At 54.5% G+C, this 23,231-nt stretch carries 17 protein-coding genes and 1 pseudogene; 9 read left to right on the top strand and 9 right to left on the bottom strand.

Features of this window, described 5'->3' with window-relative positions:
• Positions 1–429: 429 nt before the first annotated feature.
• Positions 430–1,236, top strand: a complete 807-nt coding sequence (gene phnX / locus A6X21_RS06900; protein ID WP_240490188.1) for a phosphonoacetaldehyde hydrolase — start codon at positions 430–432, stop codon at positions 1,234–1,236.
• Between the two features lie 385 nt (positions 1,237–1,621).
• Here phnX and A6X21_RS06890 read toward each other — a convergent pair whose 3' ends face one another.
• On the bottom strand, positions 1,622–4,114 hold the full coding sequence (locus tag A6X21_RS06890) for an FG-GAP repeat domain-containing protein (RefSeq protein ID WP_165603703.1): 2,493 nt from the start codon (positions 4,112–4,114) through the stop codon (positions 1,622–1,624).
• Positions 4,115–4,259: 145 nt separating this feature from the next.
• A complete protein-coding gene (locus tag A6X21_RS06885) occupies positions 4,260–4,478 on the bottom strand; it encodes a hypothetical protein (protein ID WP_068846877.1) in 219 nt (72 codons plus the stop codon).
• A 160-nt stretch (positions 4,479–4,638) separates the two neighbouring features.
• Here A6X21_RS06885 and A6X21_RS24585 point away from each other — a divergent pair, with 160 nt between their 5' ends.
• A complete protein-coding gene (locus tag A6X21_RS24585) occupies positions 4,639–4,788 on the top strand; it encodes a hypothetical protein (protein ID WP_165603702.1) in 150 nt (49 codons plus the stop codon).
• Between the two features lie 329 nt (positions 4,789–5,117).
• Here the strand turns inward: A6X21_RS24585 and A6X21_RS06880 are convergent, their stop codons facing one another.
• Entirely contained in the window at positions 5,118–5,618 is a 501-nt protein-coding gene (locus tag A6X21_RS06880; RefSeq protein ID WP_068846876.1) for a hypothetical protein, read from the bottom strand.
• Between the two features lie 740 nt (positions 5,619–6,358).
• Here A6X21_RS06880 and A6X21_RS06870 point away from each other — a divergent pair.
• Positions 6,359–8,272 carry a sulfatase gene (locus tag A6X21_RS06870; RefSeq protein WP_068846874.1) on the top strand — a complete coding sequence of 638 codons (1,914 nt, stop codon included), beginning with the start codon at positions 6,359–6,361 and terminating at the stop codon, positions 8,270–8,272.
• A gap of 640 nt (positions 8,273–8,912) precedes the next feature.
• Here A6X21_RS06870 and A6X21_RS06860 read toward each other — a convergent pair.
• A complete protein-coding gene (locus tag A6X21_RS06860) occupies positions 8,913–10,301 on the bottom strand; it encodes an ABC transporter permease (RefSeq protein WP_068846883.1) in 1,389 nt (462 codons plus the stop codon).
• Between the two features lie 287 nt (positions 10,302–10,588).
• On the opposite strand from A6X21_RS06860, the gene A6X21_RS06855 reads away from it, so the two are divergent.
• The gene (locus tag A6X21_RS06855; RefSeq protein ID WP_068846872.1) at positions 10,589–11,908 is read left to right on the top strand and encodes a beta-ketoacyl-[acyl-carrier-protein] synthase family protein; all 1,320 of its coding nucleotides are present in this window, start codon (positions 10,589–10,591) and stop codon (positions 11,906–11,908) included.
• Here A6X21_RS06855 and A6X21_RS06850 read toward each other — a convergent pair.
• Complete coding sequence (locus tag A6X21_RS06850; RefSeq protein WP_068846871.1) at positions 11,903–12,568, bottom strand: MOSC domain-containing protein; 666 nt, start codon at positions 12,566–12,568, stop codon at positions 11,903–11,905. The genes A6X21_RS06855 and A6X21_RS06850 overlap by 6 nt on opposite strands.
• A gap of 1,322 nt (positions 12,569–13,890) precedes the next feature.
• On the opposite strand from A6X21_RS06850, the gene A6X21_RS06845 reads away from it, so the two are divergent.
• Positions 13,891–15,012: a DUF1559 domain-containing protein gene (locus tag A6X21_RS06845; protein ID WP_068846882.1), complete on the top strand. Its 1,122-nt coding sequence runs from the start codon at positions 13,891–13,893 to the stop codon at positions 15,010–15,012.
• A gap of 65 nt (positions 15,013–15,077) precedes the next feature.
• A complete protein-coding gene (locus A6X21_RS06840; RefSeq protein WP_131818220.1) occupies positions 15,078–15,527 on the top strand; it encodes a hypothetical protein in 450 nt (149 codons plus the stop codon).
• Positions 15,528–15,911: 384 nt separating this feature from the next.
• Here A6X21_RS06840 and A6X21_RS06835 read toward each other — a convergent pair whose 3' ends face one another.
• The gene (locus A6X21_RS06835) at positions 15,912–16,487 is read right to left on the bottom strand and encodes a peptidylprolyl isomerase (protein WP_205847404.1); all 576 of its coding nucleotides are present in this window, start codon (positions 16,485–16,487) and stop codon (positions 15,912–15,914) included.
• Between the two features lie 116 nt (positions 16,488–16,603).
• Positions 16,604–17,127: pseudogene (locus tag A6X21_RS25370) on the bottom strand (adenine phosphoribosyltransferase).
• 651 nt (positions 17,128–17,778) lie between these two features.
• On the opposite strand from A6X21_RS25370, the gene A6X21_RS06825 reads away from it, so the two are divergent.
• A complete protein-coding gene (locus tag A6X21_RS06825; protein WP_068846869.1) occupies positions 17,779–18,000 on the top strand; it encodes a hypothetical protein in 222 nt (73 codons plus the stop codon).
• A 262-nt stretch (positions 18,001–18,262) separates the two neighbouring features.
• Positions 18,263–18,448, top strand: a complete 186-nt coding sequence (locus A6X21_RS06820; RefSeq protein ID WP_013111837.1) for a hypothetical protein — start codon at positions 18,263–18,265, stop codon at positions 18,446–18,448.
• A gap of 91 nt (positions 18,449–18,539) precedes the next feature.
• Here the strand turns inward: A6X21_RS06820 and A6X21_RS06815 are convergent, their stop codons facing one another.
• The gene (locus A6X21_RS06815; RefSeq protein ID WP_083233445.1) at positions 18,540–19,868 is read right to left on the bottom strand and encodes a PQQ-binding-like beta-propeller repeat protein; all 1,329 of its coding nucleotides are present in this window, start codon (positions 19,866–19,868) and stop codon (positions 18,540–18,542) included.
• Positions 19,869–20,066: 198 nt separating this feature from the next.
• Here A6X21_RS06815 and holA point away from each other — a divergent pair, with 198 nt between their 5' ends.
• Positions 20,067–21,053 carry a DNA polymerase III subunit delta gene (holA, locus tag A6X21_RS06810; protein ID WP_068846868.1) on the top strand — a complete coding sequence of 329 codons (987 nt, stop codon included), beginning with the start codon at positions 20,067–20,069 and terminating at the stop codon, positions 21,051–21,053.
• 587 nt (positions 21,054–21,640) lie between these two features.
• Here the strand turns inward: holA and A6X21_RS06805 are convergent.
• Positions 21,641–22,963, bottom strand: coding sequence for a glycosyltransferase family 87 protein (locus A6X21_RS06805; protein ID WP_068846867.1), 1,323 nt, complete (start codon positions 22,961–22,963; stop codon positions 21,641–21,643).
• Positions 22,964–23,231: the final 268 nt, after the last annotated feature.

Genomic DNA, 23,231 nt, shown 5'->3' with positions numbered 1-23,231 from the left:
GATGTCAGATACCCAGGTCTTTTGAAGGAGTTTCTGCTTTTCGTAAAGACGAATCGCCTTAACTTGGTGCGTATGGGTCGGATGTCTTCATCCGCCCCCTGGACAATTGGCTTCAGCAGCGCAAATGCATCCGGAACAAGCCTTCAGGACTTTCGAGCACGCTCGACTGAATTCATAAGAGTCTAATGATCTGGGGGCCAGCCACACCGTAGATTAATAGGCATGCGAAATTGTGTGGAATGGAGAACAGCTCCGGGCATGCAGTCTTCATAACCAACCACACGCAGTTGTTTCCTCGGAAATGAATCAGGCTCCAAAATGTGAATTTTTTGTGACTCTCAGGCAACTGGATTGACTGAGAGTTGCCGAATCGTCAATATCAAACGCACATCAATTTCATTGATCTTTTGCGATGCAAGTGAGGCGATGATGGCGAGCGGCATTCAACTGGTGATCTTTGACTGGGCAGGAACGACCATTGATTTCGGTTCGCTCGCACCTGTTCGGGCCTTTGTGGAACTCTTCCGCAGGGAAGATGTCGCTGTCACGACGGCCCAGGCTCGTGTCCCGATGGGCATGCACAAAAAAGATCACATCCGTGAAATGCTGCGGATCAGTGATGTCGCTGCCCGCTGGCAGGCGGCCAAAGGAAGTCCCTGGACAGAAGCTGATGTCGATCGCCTCTATCATGCCGTCGCACCCATCCAGCTTGATACGATCCGACAATCGGCAGAACTCGTCCCCGGTTTACTGCCAGTCATCGAGAATCTGCGGCAATCCGGTCTGAAGATTGGTGGCACCACCGGCTACTTTGTAGCGGCTGCTCAACTCGTTCTCGAACAAGCCAAAACCCAGGGCTTTATTCCCGATTGTTCGGTCAACGGCGACGAAGTCCCCAAGGGTCGACCAGCCCCCTGGATGGTCTATCGCGTGATGCAGCAACTGAACGTCTACCCTCCTTCGGCTGTCCTCAAAGTCGGCGATACCCTGCTCGATATCGAAGAAGGGCTCAACGCCGGTGTCTGGAGTGTGGGCGTCTGCGATTCCAGCAGCGAGTGCGGCTACTCTCTCGATGAGTGGCAACAGCTCACAGGTTCTCAGCGTGATGCAGCCATCGCACACGCTCGTGAAAAATTCCTCGCAGCCAAGGCTCATGCCGTCATCGATTCAATCCACGAACTCCCCGCACTGGTGAAATCGATCAACGAACGGATCGCTCGCGGCGAAAAGCCTTAATTCATCACGATCAGCTCTGATAAGCATTCAATGAAATCAGAGTGCTCTGTCTGCCATGCGCTGGGCTGTCTCATCTGGAACCCTCGCTCACGTCATCGTGGGAAAGGTCAGGGCGAGGGGCTTTTCTGACTGATGTGCAACAGTCACCAGAGTTTCACAGCGGCGACAGATGAAGAGCATCACGCGATCAAGTCGCTCGTTAACTGCACGCCCAATAGGTTCGAACTCGCCCTCATACCGGTGGCATGTTACTGCGTGGCTGGGGTCAAACGTCCTCGTTTGCCCCCAGGTCATGGGGACATTGATCATCCCTCGCAAACTTTCTCATCTGTCATAAAGCATGTCTTCAAAGCCAACGCAGAGCTGTCATTTTCCAGAAAACGTATTACCTGGCTTTGGCAGGTTGAGCCTGTGCTCCTGTTGATGATGGACTTGCAGGAGTCTTCTGTGTGGTCCGAGCTGGCTCTGGCGATTCCACCGTATCCTGCGGATAGATCAGCACGCGATCTTTCGCCAGCAGAATCAGATCGGTCCGGCCATCCCCCGTCACATCGGCGGCAATCCCTTCGCGAGGCTCGCCACTGCCACCTTCGTCATCATCGAATGATTTCTGCTCGAACACCCGAAAACTGAGAGCCGCCTCGAGCCCGGTGCTGGGGCGGTACTGCACAAGTTGCAGGTATTGGCTGCGTGTGTCGATGATCGCCAGATCTGTCCAGCCATCATCGTTGAAGTCCCCAGCGACAAGATCGGCCGGATAGGTCTTTTCCTGTGTCATTTCGAACTGGCCCAGCTCGGCAATCCTGGGAGAAACACCGCCGCTATAAAGAACTGCCATCCGATCAGTCCCCACGACGAGGAGATCCTGCTGATGATCGCCATTGAAATCACCAGTCTTGAACTGCAGGAAGGGGAAGTCTCCCATGTCGATTTCCTTCCACGCCACTAGACCCTCCGGTGCCTGGCGATAAACACGCAGTTTGTTCAACCCACCGTCATACAGCACGACTTCCGGGCCCGGCTGTCCATCGAGTTCAATCGTTGTCCCCCCCATCAGCCGGGCGTTGGATTCGGGAGCCGTGTACTGCATCACAATCTGCCAGCCCTTGGCCTGGTCATACGTCACAAACCGCACCAGGTTATCCTGCGAAATCAGCAATCCTTTGGCATTGCCGAACTCGGCAATCGAAGTCCCCATTGCTCCCGCCATGCCGGGGCCTAACGGGCCAGTCGAGTTGATTTCTGAAACCACACCCTGATCGCCGAAACTCAGCACCACGGGCGACTTTCCTGCACCCTGAAAGACGAGCAGTTCCGATCGGTTATTCCCCGTGAGATCACCCGCAAGCATCCCTTCGGCACGCCCTTTAAGTGGCACGGTGTAACTCTCCTGATCTCCGAACTTGAAGGGCACGAACTTCGTGCCGTTATGTGTCAGTGCTCGCAGCTTGCTCGAGTAATCACGTCCACTTTTACTCGCTTCGAGAAACAGCAACTCGACCTGGCCATCGCCATCAAGATCGGCCATTTCGATTGCGACAGGCTCAGTATCAATCGAGATCAACTCCGGGAAAGGAATTCGGTCATCTCGAAAGGAAGTCACTCCCAGCGATTTTTCGGCCACACTCTGCACAATCATTTCGAGGCCGGGGACGCCATCAATATTTGCCAATCGAATCTGATCGGCACCTTTAAGCGATGGCCAGCCAGTTCCCAGATCGAGCCCGAAGCGAGGATCCTGTCGAAAGAGCAATACGCGCGAAGCCGCTCCATCAGAGACGAGAATGTCTGTCAGACCATCCTGATCGACATCACCAATCGCAACCGAGCGATCTTTGGCCGTTCCCCCCGGGCCAAAACCAAACTGCACCAGTCGATCCGGAAGTTCACCCGCTTTGCGGGCTTCCATTTCGATCTTCGATAAGCGAATCCGGCCATTGCGAGAATCAATCGTGACGATTTCATTCCCCGGCTGGGCATCAATGTTCGCCAGCGTCACAGAACGGGGACGATCCAGGTCAAAGAGAAATTCGGCTCCTAAAGTCTTGTTCCCTCGACCAAAGCGAACGCCTAGTTTGCGGTTATTTCCTTCACCGGCCAAGTAGACCAGATCAGCGAGGCCGTCGCCGTTGAGATCAGAAATCTGCACCAGACCCATCTTCTCAGAAGTATTGAGCAGCTTCTGCACGGGTGCCATCTGCCCCGAAGCCAGTTGCAGAAACAAGCTCGTCTCCCGCTCTCCCAGGACAACCAGATCTGTCCGGTCATCCTGATTCAAATCACCCGCAGCGAGCGACCACGACGCCGTACTCATATCCGCCACACGCTGCTCGAACTTCCGGTTCCAGGTTCCTTTCTCAGGCTGGTAAAGAATGACCAACTGGTCTGGTGCACCCAGATAGGCAATATCTGTCCGGCCATCTTTGTCAAAATCGCCTGTTGTTAATGACAGAATCTCATGATCCACAGGCAACTTGACATGCTCAAACAGCGAGCTTTGCTGCACTTTATTCACTTCGCGGGATGCCACAGCATGGGGTGTGGTTTCCTTGCGCTGGAGTAGCAGATCGATCCGGTTGTGGCTGTTATCGACAGCCAAAAGATCGATCAAGCCATCATGATTCAGATCCGCCGAGTGGAGAAACTTCGAGCGATCCTCAAGCTTCATGACTTCCAGCGGACCAAAGCCGTAGTAACCAGCCAAGCGGGAAGATTCTTCCGTCATTTGTGCCGTGGCCAGCGAGCAGAACTGAAAAGCCGCCAGCACAATGGCAGCTCCTCGCAGCAGGTGCTGCGGCATGAAGCGACCTGAAAGATAAGCTCCAGGGGTGATCCACATCTGGCTGCCACGAATGATTGCCTGGAGCATTGCTTCCATTTCCCTCTGTATCATCAACCCGAAAGCCCTCTTTTGAAACTCTGACGACCTGTTCCAAAGTGATGACTCTCAGGCATTTGTTTCATGCCAAAACTTCACTTGTCTGGTTAAGCAACCCGTTTCTCAGCCAGACAAGGTCTATCAATCAATGAATCGACGATGAAGTCGCTGGAGATTCTCCAATGTGAATTCCTTCACATTGGTTGTACTCCCCGCGCGAAGTGTCGGCAACAATCACCTGCGCAATCTCTCCTGCCGCATACAGGATTCCGCGATTTCCACGCACATCAAAACCCTCGCCCGCGTCTTCGCGGGAGAGGGTGGCACGAAGTGCCGGGTGAGGGTCTTTCCAATCGATATGCAAGAGTTACTATGGCTTCCACAGGATCGCCGATCGTCAGCCAATAGCCAGAGATGAAGAGCAACTCCCGATGAAGCCAATCGTTGATAGAACGCCAAATACGTTCGATCTCGCCTTCATCCCAACCTTCTCCCGTCCGAGGGTTCCTGAGGGGAACACGCACATGACGCGGCTTCTTGTTGTCGTGAAAAGTCACGACAACCCGGCCACAAGTTGGCCGGGCCACCCTCAGGTGACACCCTCAGATGACAGTTATGCGAAAGAGACAGCAGCTCAGGGCAAGCAGGCCTTCGCAACCAGCACCGTGCGATGATCTCCTGGTAAACGTATCATTCTCGTCAGCCAGAATTGACCATCAGCAACAAAAATCGCCCGCCTGATGCGAATCATCAAGCGGGCGATCAATTTCAAGCTCAATTCAAACCGGTCTTCCGATCAAACCGGTGCTCTGACGACCAGACTCACACTTCGCGCCATGCTCACTCTTCGTGCCATGCTTGCAGCAAAGTGCCATGCTTGCAGCTCTGGGCAAGCATGTCTGGGTCATTAAACACACCGTTCGACGTCTCTCTCGAGCATTACGTCTCACTCCCAACCCCTGTTCGACGAAGTCAGAAAATTCTGACCACCTCGGAACCTGGCTTAGTCGTGATAGGTCACAATAATCCCACGACGTGACGACGAGGTCAGTTCGACCGAGTACTTGCCGTAGTCGTAAATCACTTTGTCACCACCACGACGCACCTTGACTTCTTCTTCGCAGGCACAAGGTGGCACGCAGATCTTCACACAGACGCACTGACAGGGATTGCAGGGATCCTTGATCGACACAATCTTGGGAACGGCACAAGGTGCAATGTTCCGCTCGCGGCGATAGTCCACACACTCATAGAGCACACAGGAAGGTGTGGAAACATAAGCCGCACCTGGCGAAACCACTGTCGTGGTCATGCTGTCATAAGCCGGATCAGCCATAGGCTGCAGAGCGGTGGGCTCCTGGCCAGGAACTGGCGGAATCTGGCCGAACGAAGGGCCACCATAGACAGCCCCAGGTTGCTTCGCTTCGACAAATCCCGAAGCAGAAATTCCCAGTGCAGTGACGACTGCCAGCGCAGCCACATTGCGGATAAAACGACCCATCATTTCACTCCTTCTCCCAGTGATGTCCCCGAAGCGCTTTGGCAAAGGCCAGAGAACAGGTTCCAGCCCTCACCAGACCTTTCCACACGAAAGGCTCGCTCAGTCGAACATCAACAAGGCCCGTTGCTGACATTTCTCAATCTATCGGCGACACACCCTCGATTGATGGCAAAAATTGCCGAATGTCGCTTCGACACCTCCATGATACATGGACTTAGGGATAATGGGTAAACTTTTCCGCCGCAAGCGCCAGCCACCTGCGAGATCCCAGATCGTGAAAATGGATGATTGCGATAGATGCATGGATCCGGGGCTTTGGTTAATTCAGGGGTTTTTTGACATCCTTGCTCGTTCAAGGAATCTCGATTGCTCATGGCAGTTCGTTCGTCCCTGGGTCGTTTGAGAACCTCTTCTTCTCACATTCTTCATCAAAGTCCACGAAGATCTTCCGATCTTCACCAGTAGATCTCCAAGTGCCTGGCGATATCAATCGATCTTTGACTTGAGCACTGACTGAAAGTCCAGTATGACAATGAGCTCGATGATTTGTGAAATGGACTGTCACTGCGCCCGATGGCAGGCCTCCACGAATCATTTCAGGTTTGAGACAAACTGATCCTGCATTGAACGGATCACTGGATTGAATCAGGTTGCCGGCGGCTCGACAGCCCGCAGACCTGCCATTCGGCCTCAGTATGACCACCACAAAAAAACACCGATCATTGGATAGAAGCGGGCGCTCGATGTTGCCGGATTGCCAAGCGTACTTCAGTCAGCGTCGCCTCACACGCATTTTGTCGGGGCTAGGCCTTTTATTTGCCAGCCTGATCTGGATCCTCGCGACCAGCCCGGCACCCCTTGTCCTCGCCCAAATCACTCCGGAAACAAGTGCTGATCTCATTTCGGCCCCCCTCGCCCAGCGCCCCAACATCATCGTCATCATGGTCGATGACCTCGGCTGGAGAGACACTTCCATCTATGGCAGCAAGTCGTCCCGCACTCCTCAAATCGATGCCCTCGCCGCTCGCGGCGTCATCTTCACTCAAGCCTACTCGAGCAGTTCACTCGATGAACCCAGCCGGGCCAGCCTCCTCACTGGCAAATGGCCCGCACGTCTGAAGCTGACTCAATCGCGCGAACTCAATCCGGGCAAAATTCTCGAACCCTCTTTGCCACAGTCCGCCCTTTCCCATATCTCGATGATCACCCCGACATCACGTACTCAACTCCCTGGCGATGAACTCACAGCGGCAGAGATTCTTCAAACCGCAGGTTATGCCACCGCTTTCATGGGCGAATGGAACCTCGGCGAAAACGCTTCTCAGCCAGAACATCAGGGCTTCTCCCACGTCGTCCGCAGTTCACCCCTCACCAGTCAACCGCAACTGGCCGGTCAACACACTGATGATCTGCTGACACAACAGGCCATCAACTGGATGGAAACCAATTCCAGGGAACCCTTCTTTCTCAATCTTTGGTATCAATCGGTCGGTGCACCTTTTGAAGCTCCACCTGCGGATATTCAGCAGGCACGCACATCGGCAGACCCCTCTCAAGATCCACAGCATGCCCCGGTTATGGCCGCCATGATCGCGGCACTCGACCAGCGCGTCGGCCTCATTGTCGCCGCACTGGAGCGACTCAAGCTTACAGAACGCACCATCATCGTTTTCACCTCCGATAACGGTGGAAACATGACGGACACGATCGAAGGCGACCTCCTCACCAGCAATCGACCGCTCCGTGGTGGCAAAGGCTCGATGTATGAAGGGGGCAGTCGTGTCCCTCTCATCGTCGTCTGGCCTGGCGTCGCCACTCCTGCTCGCAGTTGCGACGACGTCGTCAGTGCTGTGGATCTCCTCCCGACCCTGGTCGATATGGCCAGCGGCACTATCCCCCCAGGTCATCACATTGACGGCGTCAATCTGAAACCCGCACTCACAGGGGCGACAGATTTTGATCGCGGGGCCATTTTTCATCACTACCCGCACTACAACCCGACGACAGGGACCACACCCGCGATCTCGGTTCGCAGTGAGAATATGAAGCTGATTCGCTTCTTCGGTGGACATGTCACTCAGACAGACCGCATTGAAGTCTACGACCTGCAAAATGATCCCGGCGAGCGCATTAACCTCGCACGCTCACGCCGGGATGAAATCGTACGCATGACGAACCTCATCCAGAACTTTCTCAAAGAAACCAGCGCATTGGTTCCACAGAAAAATCCGAACTTTGAAAGACCGCAGCAAGGCTGGGCGACAGGTGCCGATGCCGAAGTCGAAGATGGCGAGCTGGTTCTCAAGCGTTCCGGAGATCGACCGATTCTCTTCGAAACGTATGACGTACCGCATGTGAATCGCCAACTGCGTCTGCGTCTGCCACTTAAAACTTCGTCCCGCATGGAAGGGCGTGTCATGTGGTCAACCTCCAGCGAGCAAAGCTTTACTCAAAACCGGCAGGTCAAGTTTGCGGTCACTCAGAAAGGTGAATGGGAAACTCACGAGATCACCTTGCCAGTTCAAGACCTGCTCACAGGGATCCGCATCGAGTTTGGCAAAGGAAATAGCGACCTCTCTCTCGGCTGGATCCGGGCTGAACTCATCGATGGCAATCTCGTCAAAGAATGGCAGTTCGGCGAAGTCGAATCTGAGTAATCATCGCCTGCCACGCCACCACACTTTTTCTTCTATGCGCCATGCATGCGGCACTCGGCTATGTGCCATGCTTGCAGCTCTGGGCAAGCATGCCTTCTTCACCAACTCATCCACGGGTGGCCCGGCCAACTCGTGCCCAACTCTTTATCTATGGGTCGTTGTGGCTCTGCACAACGACAAGAAGCCGCGCCATGCGCTTGCTCTTTTACATTCTTGACTTTGTCTTGGGTGACACGACCCAGGAGCCACAAAATCAAAACCGGTTTCCGACGGGTGGCTGGAGTTGAGCGTCTTCGCGAACCCCCAGGTCATCAAACATTGATCGTCCCTGACGATTTTTTCGATCGTGAAAAAGCCTGTTTGCAGATGCATGCGTGCTCTCCCACGCAGACGCCGACTCTTGCTCCTTCTCCCGTTCTGACGGGAGAAGGCCGGGATGAGGGCGAGCCCGAACGTATAGAGCGAGAGATCAAGCCACGACTTCATCGCGAACTGCCGTTCATCTTCGCTCTCTGACAGTCAATCGGCGCCCCTCCGGAGACCTCGCTGACCGATCCACATCGAACGGAAAGACCCTCACCCCGCACACCCTGCGATTCTCTCCCACGCCGACGCAGGTTGGCCCGGCTCTCCGTTGGTTTCAGGAGCGGCGAATGGCTTCCATCGGTGTGAGTCTGGTGGCCCACATGGCCGGGTAAAGGCCGCCAAGCACACCGAGTGCCATGCTGAAGGCGAGGCTGAAGAGCAGCAGGCCAGGGCTGGCGTACAGGTTGAGTTTATCGGGAATCGACGCATTGACGACGAGTGTGCCAATCCAGCCCAGCGTGCAACCGAGAATCCCGCCAATCAGCCCGAGTGCCGCTGATTCGTAAGCGATGAGCCGCAGCAGATCCCACGATGACCAGCCATTGGCTTTCAGAATACCGAACTCGGTCATCCGTTCGGTAACACTCATGAGCATGGTGTTGAGAATGCTGAGCAGGGCAATCACGACCCCGATGCCACTCATGAGGTACATGAAGATATCCAGGTCGGAGCTGAACTCCTGAATTTTGGTCCCCCAGTCACGGGCGGAGCGAACCTCCAGACCTTCTTCGGCATCGCCGGAATCGGCTACAGTGTTTTCGCCGGAGATGACTTCGGCGCTGGGCTTTTCACCTCCTGCGAGAAGCACTTCGCCAGCAGTCGATGAGTTCGCCGTCGATGGTTTGCGAGGTTTCGCGAGATCTGACAAACCCGACAGGCCAGCGACAAACTTGTCGGCGAGTGTGGCTTCTGCCCGGCCGGAAAGTCCGGCAATGGTATCAGCCGAGGGTTGCCATTTGCCGAGGGAACGTCCACGGAATTTTTCGCGAATGGCCTTGGAGAGTTCATCAGGGCTCATCTTTTCCACCGGTTCGATATAGACCGAAGAGATGATCGCAGGATCCATGCGGTAGAGTTGTCGCAGAGTGGATTGATCAATGACGATGGCCACATCAAGCAGGATCGAACCTGTTTTGTAGACGCCAATAACTTCCAAAAGGTTGCCATCGACTTTGATGATGTCGCCCGGTTTTTTGCTGGAATCGCGGGCAATGGCTTCGCTGATGACGCAGCGGTTGGTGCCGACATCAGCAAGTTCGAGGAACCGTCCCGCTTGAATGTCGTCGCGATAGACGGCGGACTTCATCTGAAGTGTGGTCGGGATATCGGTTCCGAAAAGGAAGCGTGGTGGGTTGAAAGTCATCTTACCATCGACCATCTGGGCTCTCGTCCAGAGTTCGGGCCGGACAACACTCACGCCGGGAACTTCGCGGATTTCTTCGGCCCAGGCGGCCGGCATGCGGGAAAACAAGGGGATGGGTGCGCCAGGTTGCATGGCTGCCAGCCCCGGGATGCGATCAAAGGTTTTGCCGACAGTTCGTTGCAGGCCGACGGCAATCGAGAAGAGGCCTACCATCCCTGTAATGGCGACTGTCAGGCCCAGGAGAGCAAGAATTGAACGAGCCGGACGACTGGCCAGATTTTGCCACGCGAAATGCAGCATTCCAAACTTCTCCCGATCCTTCGATGTGGTCGTCAGCCTGCCTGCCAACCGGCATACGTATTGGAAGCAGGTGGCCTCCAACATTCTAGCGAGCAGAGCGATCGTAGCTCTCATTGAGAAAGAAACGAAAGGTCAATTGTCGTGAAACGAGGTTTCAAAGGTCGGTTTTGATGAACAATAGCTATACAAAACGTGAGCCTTCGCAGCCTGAGGAAGAGGACTCGCTTTTCGCCGGGATGGTGACTGCGATACCCTTACCAGGACGTTGTTGAGGAAAACAGGCCGCCATGTTGGCGGAAAATTCCTCATGGCAAAGGCAGAGTGTCAGCGTGGGCCAGAGCAGTGTCGTCATTACCGGATTAGGGGCTGTTTCGGCAGCCGGTACCGGGACGGAAGCTCTCTGGCAGGGATTGATCCGGGGTCAGTCGCTGATTGAAACCCGACATGACAAAGACACTTTTCGCGGCTTGCAGCACCTGCCAGCCTCTCTGGCGATCACGGGTGGTTTTCTTCCGCAGGAGCTTTTTCGCCAGAACGAACCCTTGCACGATCCGTTGGAGGCGGCCGCTGTGGCTGCTGCCCGCGAAGCGTGGGCGTGTGCCGATGGTGATGGACAGTTTGAACCTGTGAGAATTGGATGCGCTTTCGGGACCAGCAAAGGGGGCGTTTTCGCAGCGACCCAGGCATGGCAGTTATCGCGCGAGCCGGCCCATTCTGTGAGCGTGGTGGATCGAGATGTCTTCTTATCAGTATTTCCGCATGAGGCTTCGCGTCTGGTAGCGACGATCTGCGGAGCACGCGGGCCATGTTCGGCTCCTATTGCAGCCTGTGCGACAGGACTGGCGGCTGCGATGCAGGGGGCACGCTGGATTGAAGAGGGCTTATGCGACGTCGTGATCACCGGGAGTGCGGATGCTTCGCTGCATCCCTTGATACTGGCGGCGTTTCAGCGGTTGGGTGTGCTGGCGTCACAGCGCAATCTGCCGGAAGGATATTCCCCACAGAGTTCGATCGAATGCCGACCTTTCGACAAGTATCGGCATGGATTTCTGGTGGGTGAGGGAGCCGGTTGCCTGGTGCTGGAGCGGGAATCATCGGCGGTCGCCCGCGGGCAGAAAATTCTGGCTCGCTGGCGAGCCGGGCGACAATTGACCGATGCAGCCAGTTTAATGCAGCCCGATCCTCAAGCGCAGAGCCTGCAACGACTGATTGCCGAATTGCTCAAATCGGGACGTTGTGACGCTCAAGATCTGGGGTATGTCAATGCCCATGGAACCGGGACCAGACTCAACGATCAGACGGAGTTGATGGCCTTGCAGCAGGTGCTGGGATCGTCGTTGCTTGAAGAACTTCCTGTGAGCAGTTTCAAGGGGACGATCGGTCATCTGCTGGGGGCTGCAGGGAGTGTGGAACTGGTAGGAACAGTGCTGGCTCTCGATCGAGGAGTGGTTCCACCCACGGCGAATCGAACTCAGGTAGATGGAGAGTTCGAGAAATATCTGTTACCGGCAGAAGCCCTGCCCATGAGAAAAAACGTAGCTTTGAAGCTGTCGAGTGGCTTTGGCGGACATCTGATGGGGGTGCTGCTGGAGCGCCCTGATTTATGACGAATGCAAGCGGCTCATGAACGTGTCTCGCCAACTGGTGGAGAGAAACGGCAGCGCCAGAGCTTCTTTCAGCAGGCTGATGTTTTGCTTTTCGCGGTACATCAGTTGGTTCAGACGGCTGATGGGCCAGGCAGGTGCGGGTCGCGCGAGGAGTGTGATTTCATCACCTTGAGCCAGAGTTCCCGGCTGAATGACGCGCAGATACCAGCCCGTCTTGCCAGACTGAATGACTTTGCCGGGAAGATCGGTCATTTCCCAGCGGCGGCCCAGCTTCCAGCAGGGTTGGCGCGGCTGAGAGACCTGGAGTCTGGCTGTACCAATAGCCCAGAGATCGCCCACGCAAACTTCAGCTTCATGAAGTGTATCGCCACTCACAGTGAGGTTTTCGCCAAAGGCACCGTAAGAGAACTCATCCCGCTGCAGTTCGGTTTTCCAAGAGGGGTAATGCAGGGCCGCATAAATGCAGAGGGCTTTGTCGGTGCCACCATGATTGATGAGATCGGCCTGACCATCCCCTTCGAGTCCATGAGCATCGAGGAGTAATCGTCCTGTGACAGGAGATTTCCAGAAGCCTGTCCAATAGGCCGGCTGGCGGTCACTGAGCGCGGGCCGCTGTTGCGGCCTGCCGACTTGCAGCGAAGTAACGTGACCGAGGGGCATGGGTGTTTGGTGCTGGCTATTCGGGATTTGTTGTTGGTTGTTGTTTGTTGTTTGTTGCCAGTGCGGTAGCAATTTTGATTAAAGCTACGCTGTTTGAATGGTGGTGGGAAGTGCAAAGACGATCGTGCTCTGCGGGAAGACCTCAGGGCGTGCTACCTGTGAGTTGAGTGGGATGAGCAGCAAAGTGCCATGCTTGCTGCTCGGAGCTCTCTATGACACACATCGATAACCCAAGGGTGGCCCGGCCAACTTGTGGCCGGGTCGTTGTGCAAGGGCACGACGACAAGATGCCGCGCCATACGCGTGCCCCTCTGGAACCCTCGCCCACGTCTGCGTGGGAGAGGGCAGGGTGAGGGTCTTCTCCATTCTTCCAACCGTAGGGTGCCATGCAGCGCCAGCGAAATGCACCAACTCTTCACCCTTTGCGCCTTAGCGCGAAAACGTCCAATTTCAAACCCTCCTCACGCGAAGCCGCGAAGTTCACCAAAAAGATCAGGCCGGACAGGTACCCGCATGCCACTTACAACTCATCTCTGACTTCCCTTCGTGTTCTTCGTGCCCTTCGTGGTGAACCAATTACATGCCCTGCTCACACCCTGGAACCAGCATCCTTTGGAACCCTCGCCCACGTCTGCGTGGGAGAGGGCAGGGTGAGGGGCTTCTTCGAATTTGTTTGCGCAGAGTAGGGCAATGGTCTTTCACAATCGTGTGGCAGCGGTCGGATGTCTTCCTCCACCTTCTGGTCAGATCGAGTTCACCAGCACAAATTCATCTGTCACGTTCATCAGAACTCCTGATATCGACGTAAACAACCAACGTCAAAAAACCTGGGGGTAAACGCCAACGTTTGACCCCAGCGACTCCGGCTTAAGTCACCCGATCTCCAGCAACACCTCAGATCATTACTCGAACAAAGTTTTGTGAAATCGACAGAAGAAGACCTCAGGTTTTGCCACCTGCGGGTTGAGTCACCAGGGCGCAGGTATTCCTACGTAGGAGTTGGCCTGAGCATGGTGCGGAATGGCAGAAGATGAGCGCGAGCAAGTGTGCGTGCATGCTGTTGTCGCTCGTGGTCAATTCAATCGCACTAACCTGCTGAATTGCATGGTGTTGTGAAGTGTCGAACAGTGTTTGATGCACGAACAAATTTTCGTGAATATTCTTCAAGATGAAGAATTGGACTAGCCAGTTGTGAGGTTCATTGTAGGATTTTCGTCCGTTCTATAGAGGGTTAGTCGTCGGATGATCCTATATACGCATTGATATGCATTTATATGTTGTTTCCTGTTTTGTTCCACGTCTTGTTAAGGGGGCTGTCGAAGATGTCTTCGAAGAAGTCTGGATTTACGCTGATCGAGTTATTGGTCGTAATAGCGATCATTGCCATTCTGATTGCGCTGTTGCTGCCAGCAGTGCAGCAGGCACGAGAAGCCGCGCGAAGAACTCAGTGCCGAAATAATTTGAAGCAGTTGGGTTTAGCAATGCATAACTACCTGGATGTGCATGGCACGACGCCTGTCCATCAATATCGGGCGGCGAGTGAGTGGGGCGGTGGTGGGTTTGCAGGTAACAAGTCGTGGTATTGCGGCATTTTGCCCTATATTGATCAGGCACCACTTTATAATCAGATCGACTTCAGCAGAGCCACGAACTATGGCTCGCTGGGAAGTTTAACGACCGCGACAGATCAGGCTGCCCGAACCAAAATCCCCGCATTCTTGTGTCCTTCGGAAAGCAGGGTCTGTGTTTCGGCACCCGATTACAACATTCCTACCGGGAACTTCAGCTATCTGGCAAACGGCGGGCATCCTCGCAATGTGATTCTGCCCAATCAGACACCGTTGACCAGTGGTGCAGCACTACCGAAATCGACAGGCATTATCTCGATGTCGCGAATGACACCGGGTGGGCCTGGATTATTGAACTGTCAGAATGGATCGCAGTTGTCCTCGAATGATTCAGTACGATTAAGAGATGTCACCGACGGGACATCGAATACAGCGATGTTATCAGAGTCGCTGGTTGCGGATTCCAATAACCACACGGATCGAAGAAGAAATCTTTCTTATACATCCAGTGCAGGAAGTATTCAGAGCCTCAATGCACCGATTCGAACATTGGTGGTGGATGGACTGGCCACAGCGACCAACTGGGCAGCCTGGACACCCTATAAGGGGCACTCGTGGTTACATACTGATGCCTGGCAGAAGCACGTCTATGCGCATGTCTTCCCGCCAAACACAGTCAACATCGCGGGCTATAATACGGACTGGTTTCGCTGTGCCGAAGGTGATGGGGCGATCACCCCTTCGAGTGAGCATACCGGTGGCGTGCATGTGGCCATGATGGATGGTTCAGTGCGCTTTATTTCAAATAACATTGATCTGGATACCTGGTGGGCTTTGGGTACGAAGAGTACCGGTGAAACGGTCGGTGAGTATTAGCCATTATCTGCAAGTGAGTGAATCAGTTTGTGAGCTTCAGCAGATTTGTAGATGGAGTGACTTTGATGCCCCGCTCGTGGTGGTTGATGACCTTTTGCATGATGGTGCTGTGCTCTATTATCTCTGGCTGTAGGACGGATACGGGGGAGCAGTCGAATCAGCGTTTGCAACAATTGGGTATCACTGTCGAGGAAATTGGCAAAGAGTATGTCACTCGAGTGGATCAATTGAAGGCTGCCGGTGTGAATGTGGATGCGGAGTTACCTGCCGCCAGGAAAACGAAAGGCGGCGATGCCGATCGTGGCGGAGATCCTCCTGAAATGCCCAAGACGATTGCTGCGATTGCTGACAACATTTTGATCAAACTTCGTTTTGTAAGCGGAAAGTCGAAAGATCAGCAGGTGGATGAACTGGTGAAGTGGTTGGAGCAGTCGTCAGGAAAATCGGCTGAGGACTCCAAAAAGCTGGTTGATGCACTGAAAGAGTCTGTCAGGTTGGAGCCTGAATCGCCCTGAAACTGATTTCACTTTGTGCGCCGGATTTTTAAATCAATCCGCTCTCAATGTGACGCCCTGGTCCGTGCTAAGCCATCAATACAGATCATCGAGTGCTGAAAAGAAGAAACCTCCGGCTGGCGGATTCGCTCACCGGAGGTTTTTCGTTTCATTGCGCTGTTATGGCAAGAAGAAATCGCTTGTAAGGCGGGATTGGAATTGGGCTGCGAGCGAGTTCTACCGCTGATCTGGTATTGGTCACACACACGATTGAAGACCACGCCTTTCGGCGGACCTCAGGGACGTGCCACCCGTTGGGGTGCCACCGACTGGAAAAGTGACAAACACCCAACACCAAATCCCAAACACCAACTCTCCACCATCCAACCACAACCACCCACCAAACTACTTCACTTCGCCGCAGTCGGTGATTTCGACTTTCTGGCTGGTCTTGCCGCTTTGGCTGCCCACCTTTTCGATGGCCTTAACGACATCCATGCCTTCCACGACTGAACCGAAGACAACGTGCTTGCCGTCGAGCCATTCGGTCTTTTCGGTGCAGAGGAAGAATTGCGAGCCGTTGGTGTTAGGGCCGGCATTGGCCATGCTCAGAATGCCTGGGCCAGTGTGCTTGAGCTGGAAGTTTTCGTCGGCGAACTTGCTGCCGTAGATCGACTTCCCGCCGGTGCCGTTATGATTGGTGAAGTCACCACCCTGGCACATGAAGCCAGGGATCACGCGGTGGAAAGAGGAGCCTTTGTAGCCAAAGCCTTTTTCGCCAGTGCAGAGAGCGCGGAAGTTTTCGGCTGTCTTGGGAACCACGTCATCACGGAGTTCCATCACGATTTTACCGGCGGGCTTGCCGCCAATGCTGATATCAAAGTAGACCTTGCTCAATTTCTTGCCTTCCGCTGCAAACAGGTGAGATCCCACAGTGGCTGCTGCAACGGCAGTAGCCAGGGCTTCGCGACGATTCATCATGGTGAGCATCCTTTCAAAGAGTGGTTCATCCATAGACACATGAGAGACTTTGGACCGGCATCGATAAGACCTGTGGGCCTGATCGTTGCCAGTGGTTTATGAACAGAATCCAAAGATCAGGTTTCCCCATCATAAGTGATGAGGCTCTTGATCGGGAAGTTCCCCAGTTTTTTGCGGCCATCGAGGAAAGAGAGTTCAACGACGAAGCCACAGCCAACGACTTCGGCACCAGCTTCTTGAGCGAGTTTGGCACAGGCTTCGATCGTGCCACCGGTGGCGAGTAGATCATCGATCAACAGGACCCGGCTCCCCTGTCCGACGGCATCGACATGAATTTCGAGCGAGTCAGAACCGTATTCAAGGTCGTAGGAGAATTTGCGGGTTTTGTAAGGAGCTTGCCGGGCTTTCGCACGGGAATGAAGGCGGCACCTAAAGCCAGGGCGAGTGGTGCCCCAAAGAGGAAGCCCCGCGATTCCGCCGCCAGAATGGCTGTCGGGCGAGTGGGTGCGAAGGTGCGTTTGAATTCATCAATCGCGTAGCCAAAGGCCTCGGGACTGGAGAGTAAGGGGGTGATATCGCGGAACAGGATTCCGGGTTTGGGGAAGTCTGGAATGCTGCGAATGTATTCCCGCAAATCCATAAGTGGCACCTGCTGCTGAAGGTCAATTGATCGCGATGTAAAAATCACTTCGCCACATCTTCCGCAGTCAGGCGCTTCACTGCAAGCATGCCTGCCCGCGCAGCTGTTTCCGACGGACAACGTGGCTCGTAGGCTTTGTCAATTCATGGCTGGAGAAGAGGTGTCTGGAACCCGGTGCTACAAATGACGGAGGAGGGCTTCTGACCCCTTCTCCCGTTCAGACGGGAGAAGGCCGGAATGAGGGCGAGCTCGAACGTATTGGACGTTCTATCAACGAGCGACCCCATCGCGTAATGCTTGTCATCTCTGGCAAATGGCAGTCAATTGGCGCCCCTGCGGCAGCTATGGTGATTCAGGTATTTCGATCGGAGAAGACCCTCACCCGGCACTCCGTGCCACCCTCTCCCACGCAGACGCGGGCGAGGGTTTCTTGCCCCTTCTCCCGTTCAGACGGGAGAAGGTTGGGATGAGGGCGAGTTCAAACGTATTGGACGTGCAATCGACGAGTGCGAATGGAGGTCGGGTGAGTGGAGAGGGAAAATGTCTATCGCGAGCAGGATGCCTGCAATCTACAATTTCTGCTGAGGGGGACTGCTCCGTTTGGTTTTTCGAGTCTCTTCCTCCAGAGAACATGGAAAGGAGTGCTGACTGATGACTGGTTACACGGTGCATACGGGATCGACGGCTGAGTTTTCGGATGGGTGGGATCGCATTTTTGGCAAGACGACCAGCAGCTCGAAAACGGCAACAGGTGCTAAAAAATCATCGACAACGAAGGCCAAAACACCTGATCAACCCACGGGCAAGCTGTCGAAATCTGCCTTAGGAAAGTCTTCTGGCAAATCCGCTGCCAAGCCGAAGAAGAAAGCTTAATAACCAGAGGTCGATCCCAGGCTGATCAATCTGCCTGACCGCTAAAGTTTGACAAGCTTGTCAAAATGAAACTGTTCTAGCGAATGGATCGAAGCCGGGAGTTCGTTTCTCGGGGATCGTTCGTGTCGAAGGTTTTGCAGTGCAACGCTCCGGGATTCACAGCCGATACCCATGGCACTGCAGGTCTTCTCAGAAATGAAGGATATGTAGCCTTCGGTCAAGAAGATCTTGCTTCTAGTGGTCTCAATGGAGGGAGAAACCTGTGTCTGAAGATCTCGAATTCGAAGAAATCTCGAGCGACGAAGTGGATCGAGTGGTGGCTGCTCTCGAAGAGTTAGCAGGTTCGGTCACCAGCGAAACGATCCGTTCGCACATTGAAGAGCTTTCGAACACGATTTATTACCTCGTCTACGACGAAGACGAAGAAGAGCTCTCAGAAGCTGCCTGATTGCGCTGATGGCTTACAAAACGAGAGCCCGCTGATCAATCTTGATCAGCGGGCTCATCGTTTTGACGATAATCACTTTGACAGTGATGCTCTAGGTCCACTTGTAGAGCGTAAGTCCATTGAGGTCGCGAATGGCAATTTCCTGGCCTGCAACCGCCAGGTGAGCCCAACTGTTGTCTTTGAGAGATCGAGAGCTGATCTGCTCGAACTTCTCCGGCGTCATGAGAATCAGACGCAACTCACCGGTTTCGTCCAATGTCAGCAGGCGATTGCCGATGGCGACGAGGCTCCAATACTTGCCAAAGGGCTGCGTGATCCAGGCTTCTTTACCCGTCTTGAGATCAATGCAGGCGAATCGCTGATTCCGCAGATGCAGATAGGCATGGTCGCCAGAGACAATCGGGGTCGACATATACCCTTGAACTTTGTTCTTCCAGACTTCGTTGACAGTCCATTGGCCGGGCGAAGTCTGCTCGGGCTTCATGAGGAAAGAACCACCTCCATAGCTGCTGGTAAAGACACAGCCATTCCAGACGACGGGGGTGGTGATGTTCATGCCGCGAAATGCCGGGATCGGGATCTGCCAGAGGACTTCACCTGTCTGGGGCACAAGCCCGGCCAGCTTTTCGCGGGATTGAATCAGCAGTTGTGTCTGACCATCGATCTCTGCCAGAAATGGCGACGAAAAAGCACTGCCATTCATGCCGCCGCCATCTTCAAATGATCGCCAGAGGAGGTCTCCTTTTTCGGGATCGAGAGCACAGACGGCTCCTCCCGCCTGCACGAAGACCATTTTTTCCGTCACCAGAGGTGAAGCCACAAAGCCGAAGGTGGGGAGTGCTGAGTTGAACTTCGACACGAAATCGAGCTTCCAGAGAATTTCGCCAGTCTCTGCATTCAGGCAGACCAGCAGATCTCGAATCCCCGGGACATACAGGCGTGAGCCAGCCAGGGCAGGTGTGCCGCGAATCCAGTCTCCATTCGCTTTGGCAAAGAAGGGGACGGAAATGGCACCTTCCCACGATTGTTCCCAGATTTTTTTGCCCGTGGTTCGATCGAGCCGATAGACATGTTCGGTCTTCTTGCCCACTGTGGCCGTCGTGTAGATGGCATTCCCTGAAATCAGAGGCCCGGAATAACTGGGTTCCAAAGGGACATTCCAGAGAGTCTGCAGATGCGACTCATCAAGCGAATCGGGTGTCGAACTTCGAGTAGCAAAACCCGTTCTCTGTGGCCCGCGCCACTGATTCCAGTGATCGCTGGTCGACAAATCGACTTCGGCTGCTGAAATTTGCCCGGCCGCAAAGCCGGCAGCAGCACTGCCCAAAACGGCACATCCACCAAGCCAGGAAAGCTGGCTGATGAATTCTCGGCGGCTCGTGAGTGGCATGCGCTGGTCTGGGGAGTCTGCAGTGGGCATCCGTCAATTCCTGAGAAAGGAAGATAACTGATTAAAACACTTCATATTCTAGAGAAAAATGCCAATCGACGATGCCACAATTTCCAATCGGTCATTCATCATCATCGATAAATCCGCATGAGCTGACAAACGCCCCGGCGAATGATTAGGGTATTCGATCATGATGCCCGGCACAGAATTGTTCGATGGGAGCCTACCATGCACGCGACGGAGTTTCTGGCAGATCTCCAGCCGACGTTGCCGCCCGTGATCATTTGCGTGGGAACTCAATGGAAGCTGCGTCAGAATGTGCTGGCCCGGCTGATCGAGCTGGCACTGGGCGGAGACGACGCGTCTCTCACAAGGCTCTCTGGTAAGTCGGCTGAATGGCCGAATGTGAAAGATGAACTTTCGATGGTTTCGATGTGGGGCGACCGCCGCCTGATTGTCATCGAAGAGGCCGACGATTTCGTCTCGAAGTATCGTGGCTCCATCGAGAAGTACTTCGAGCAGCCTGCCAAAAAATCGATACTCGTGCTGGAGGTGAAGTCGCTTCCCAAAACCACACGCATTGCCAAGCTCTGTGCCTCAAAAGGATTGGAAGTTGATTGCAGCGAACTCAAAGGGCCGGCACTCAATAAGTGGCTGACCAATCTCGCCAAGGTTCAGTTTGGGAAAACACTCACGCGCGAGGCGCTCGCACTGCTGGTTGAACTGGTCGGTGAAGATCTTGGAACTTATGAGCAGGAACTCAGTAAGCTTTCTTCATACGCAGGAGCGAGAACACAGATTGAACTTGAAGATGTCCGCAGTATGGTCGGGGGGTGGACAACCGAAACCACCTGGTCAATGACCGATGCAGCACGAGATGGCCAGTTGGCACGCAGTCTCGAATGCCTGGAAGACCTGCTGAGAGCCAATGAAGCTCCCCAAAAGCTGCTGGGTGGGATTTCGTTCGTTTATCGAAAGCTGGCGATTGCCGCCGAACTTTCGCGATCGATGCCATTACCTCAGGCCATGAAAGAGGCGGGGGTTTTTCCGCGCGATCAGGGAGCCGTCGAGGCTTATTTCCGCCGGATTGGCCGAGCACGGGCCGATCGACTCTACCAGATTCTTCTGGAGGCTGATCTGGGTCTTAAAGGTGGCAGCAAACTCCCGGAACGGATCCAGATGGAACGTCTGTTGATGCAGCTCTCAGGGAAATAATGCCCATCTCGGAAACCCATCGCGCGTGAAGAGTTTATCAGGCATGCCGGCCCCGAGCCCTATCTTTGACACACATCTTTGCATGAACATTGATCTCAAGTGGAGCTGAAGGCTGCGTGGCTGGGGTCAAACGTCTTCGTTTGCCCCCAGTTATTTAGACTTTGGTTGTCCTTAGCAAACTTTTTCAATTGTCATGAAGCCTGTATTCAGATGCATTCGTACTGGTGAAGCCGATTGACCAGGGGGCGAATGAAGACATTCGACCCCTGCCACCCCGGTAAAGACCACGCCCTGCCACACTGTCTTAGCTTTTCAGGGGCTTCAGGGTCGTGCCACCTGTCGGCACAATGAGACAGGGAGAAGACCCTCACCCTGCCCTCTCCCACGAAGACGTGGGCGAGGGTTCCAGAGAGACATGCGGATGGCGCGGCTTCTTGCTGTCGTGGCTTGGCACGACAACCCGGCCACAAGTTGGCCGGCCCACCCTGGGTTAACAGTTGTGTGGAATAGACAGCCCCGAGCCGCAAGTATGGAACGTAGTACAGTGAATCTGGCATTTGCTGCGAGATAGAAAACTTCACGGCAATTCAGGCAGCGAGGTCTTTGGCCGGAGTGAACAAAGCAGCGGTTTCATTGGCAGTTCCAGACTGGCGGAGTTCTTGGAGCCATTGCCGAAAGGCCAGAGCGGCAAAAAGAGTCGTCGCGAGAGGAGCCAGCCAGACCGCACGCTCCTGGGCCGTGATGAGGCGACCAATTTCAAAGTTGCCCACAATCAGCACTGCGAGAATTGCATAAAGCATTGTTAAGCCACGCGAGCCACGGAGTGCCGCCTCAAAGAGCATCCAGCCGACAGCGGGGGCAATACAGGCATACGTATTCGGTTCCGTCCGTGGATTGAGCAGCATGAGGTATGTCGCACTCATCAGGAACAGCCAGGCGGCTGTGCGGGCGGGGCTGAGCCGTTGTTGAGTCAGCCAGAAGCCACCCAGCGTAAGACCTGCAACGAAGAGCCTGGTGGCTGTTTGTAACCATGCCGGTGCATTCCAGCCAAAGGCCGCAAAAGCACCAAAAAAGTGGGCATAGAGGGCCTGGGATTCACCCACCTGATACGAAATCCGCAGCATGGCGAGCATATCCTGGTACTGATCCACCACATAAGCGGGCCATTGTGCGAGAAACGGCGATACAGCGAGCAGCACGATTCCCGCGACCAGCCGGAGCCTCAACGCGGGATAGACGGCACCCGCCAGGAGGAGCATGACGACAATGAGTGGTTTGAAGGCCATGCCCAGACAGAGCCAGAAGGCGGCTTTCGTCCATTCCTTTTGAGCGAGCGCAAGTGAGGCTGAAAGCATGGCGGCTGTCATATGGATGGTGGATTGACCATTCCGCAAAGCGCTGAAGGCGAGAGGCAACGTCACGAGTGAGACAATCCAGAACATGGCATCGCTGGCGGCAGGATGCAGCAGTCGGCACAGACCGCGCAGTGCGAGCGCCAGCCAGGCCATACCAATCAATCGCCAGATGACATCGCCGACGGGAACCGGCAGATAAGTGAGTGGCAAAAAGACTAAAGCCGCCTGGGGGAAGTAAAGAAAGCCGTCGCCATGAGTGTTGTACATCTCTTCGCTGGCCCGCCACGCCATGGCGGCATTGCGGTAGTTAATGGCGACCGAGCGATACTGCTGCTTGAGATAAAAGCCACAAATGACCATCGCAAGAATCGCCCACAAAGCCCAGGTGGCAGCGGGAGTCCAGCGGCGTGAAGCTTGTGTCCAGAGGGGAAGTGGAGCAGAGCCTTCCGTGATCGATTGATCAGGCGACTGGCGACCTGATGAATGATCCCCAGCCGCATTTACTGGAGCTGGCTGGACTGGAGTGACGTTCAACAGATCGAAACGATTTTGCATCGCGTTCCTTCCCGGTGCAATTGGCCTTGCGAGCCGGGAATTTACGATGTCTGCTCAACATCCGTCCAGACGGATTTGCATTTTCGCGAGTAACAAGATGGACGAGGTTATGCCTGACCCGCGACGTGAGCCATGCGTGCAGTTCGGAGCTCTCTTTTTCACACAACTTTGCAGGCGCACTGATTTAGGGTGTGGCTGGGGTCAAACGTCTTCGTTTGCCCCATACGCACCAAGTTAAGGCGATTCGTCTTTACGAAAAGCAGAAACT

This window comes from Planctopirus hydrillae (assembly GCF_001707835.1).
GTDB lineage: Bacteria > Planctomycetota > Planctomycetia > Planctomycetales > Planctomycetaceae > Planctopirus > Planctopirus hydrillae.
Note: the sequence above shows the minus strand (reverse complement) of the source record. Positions and strands in the feature narration are given on the sequence as shown.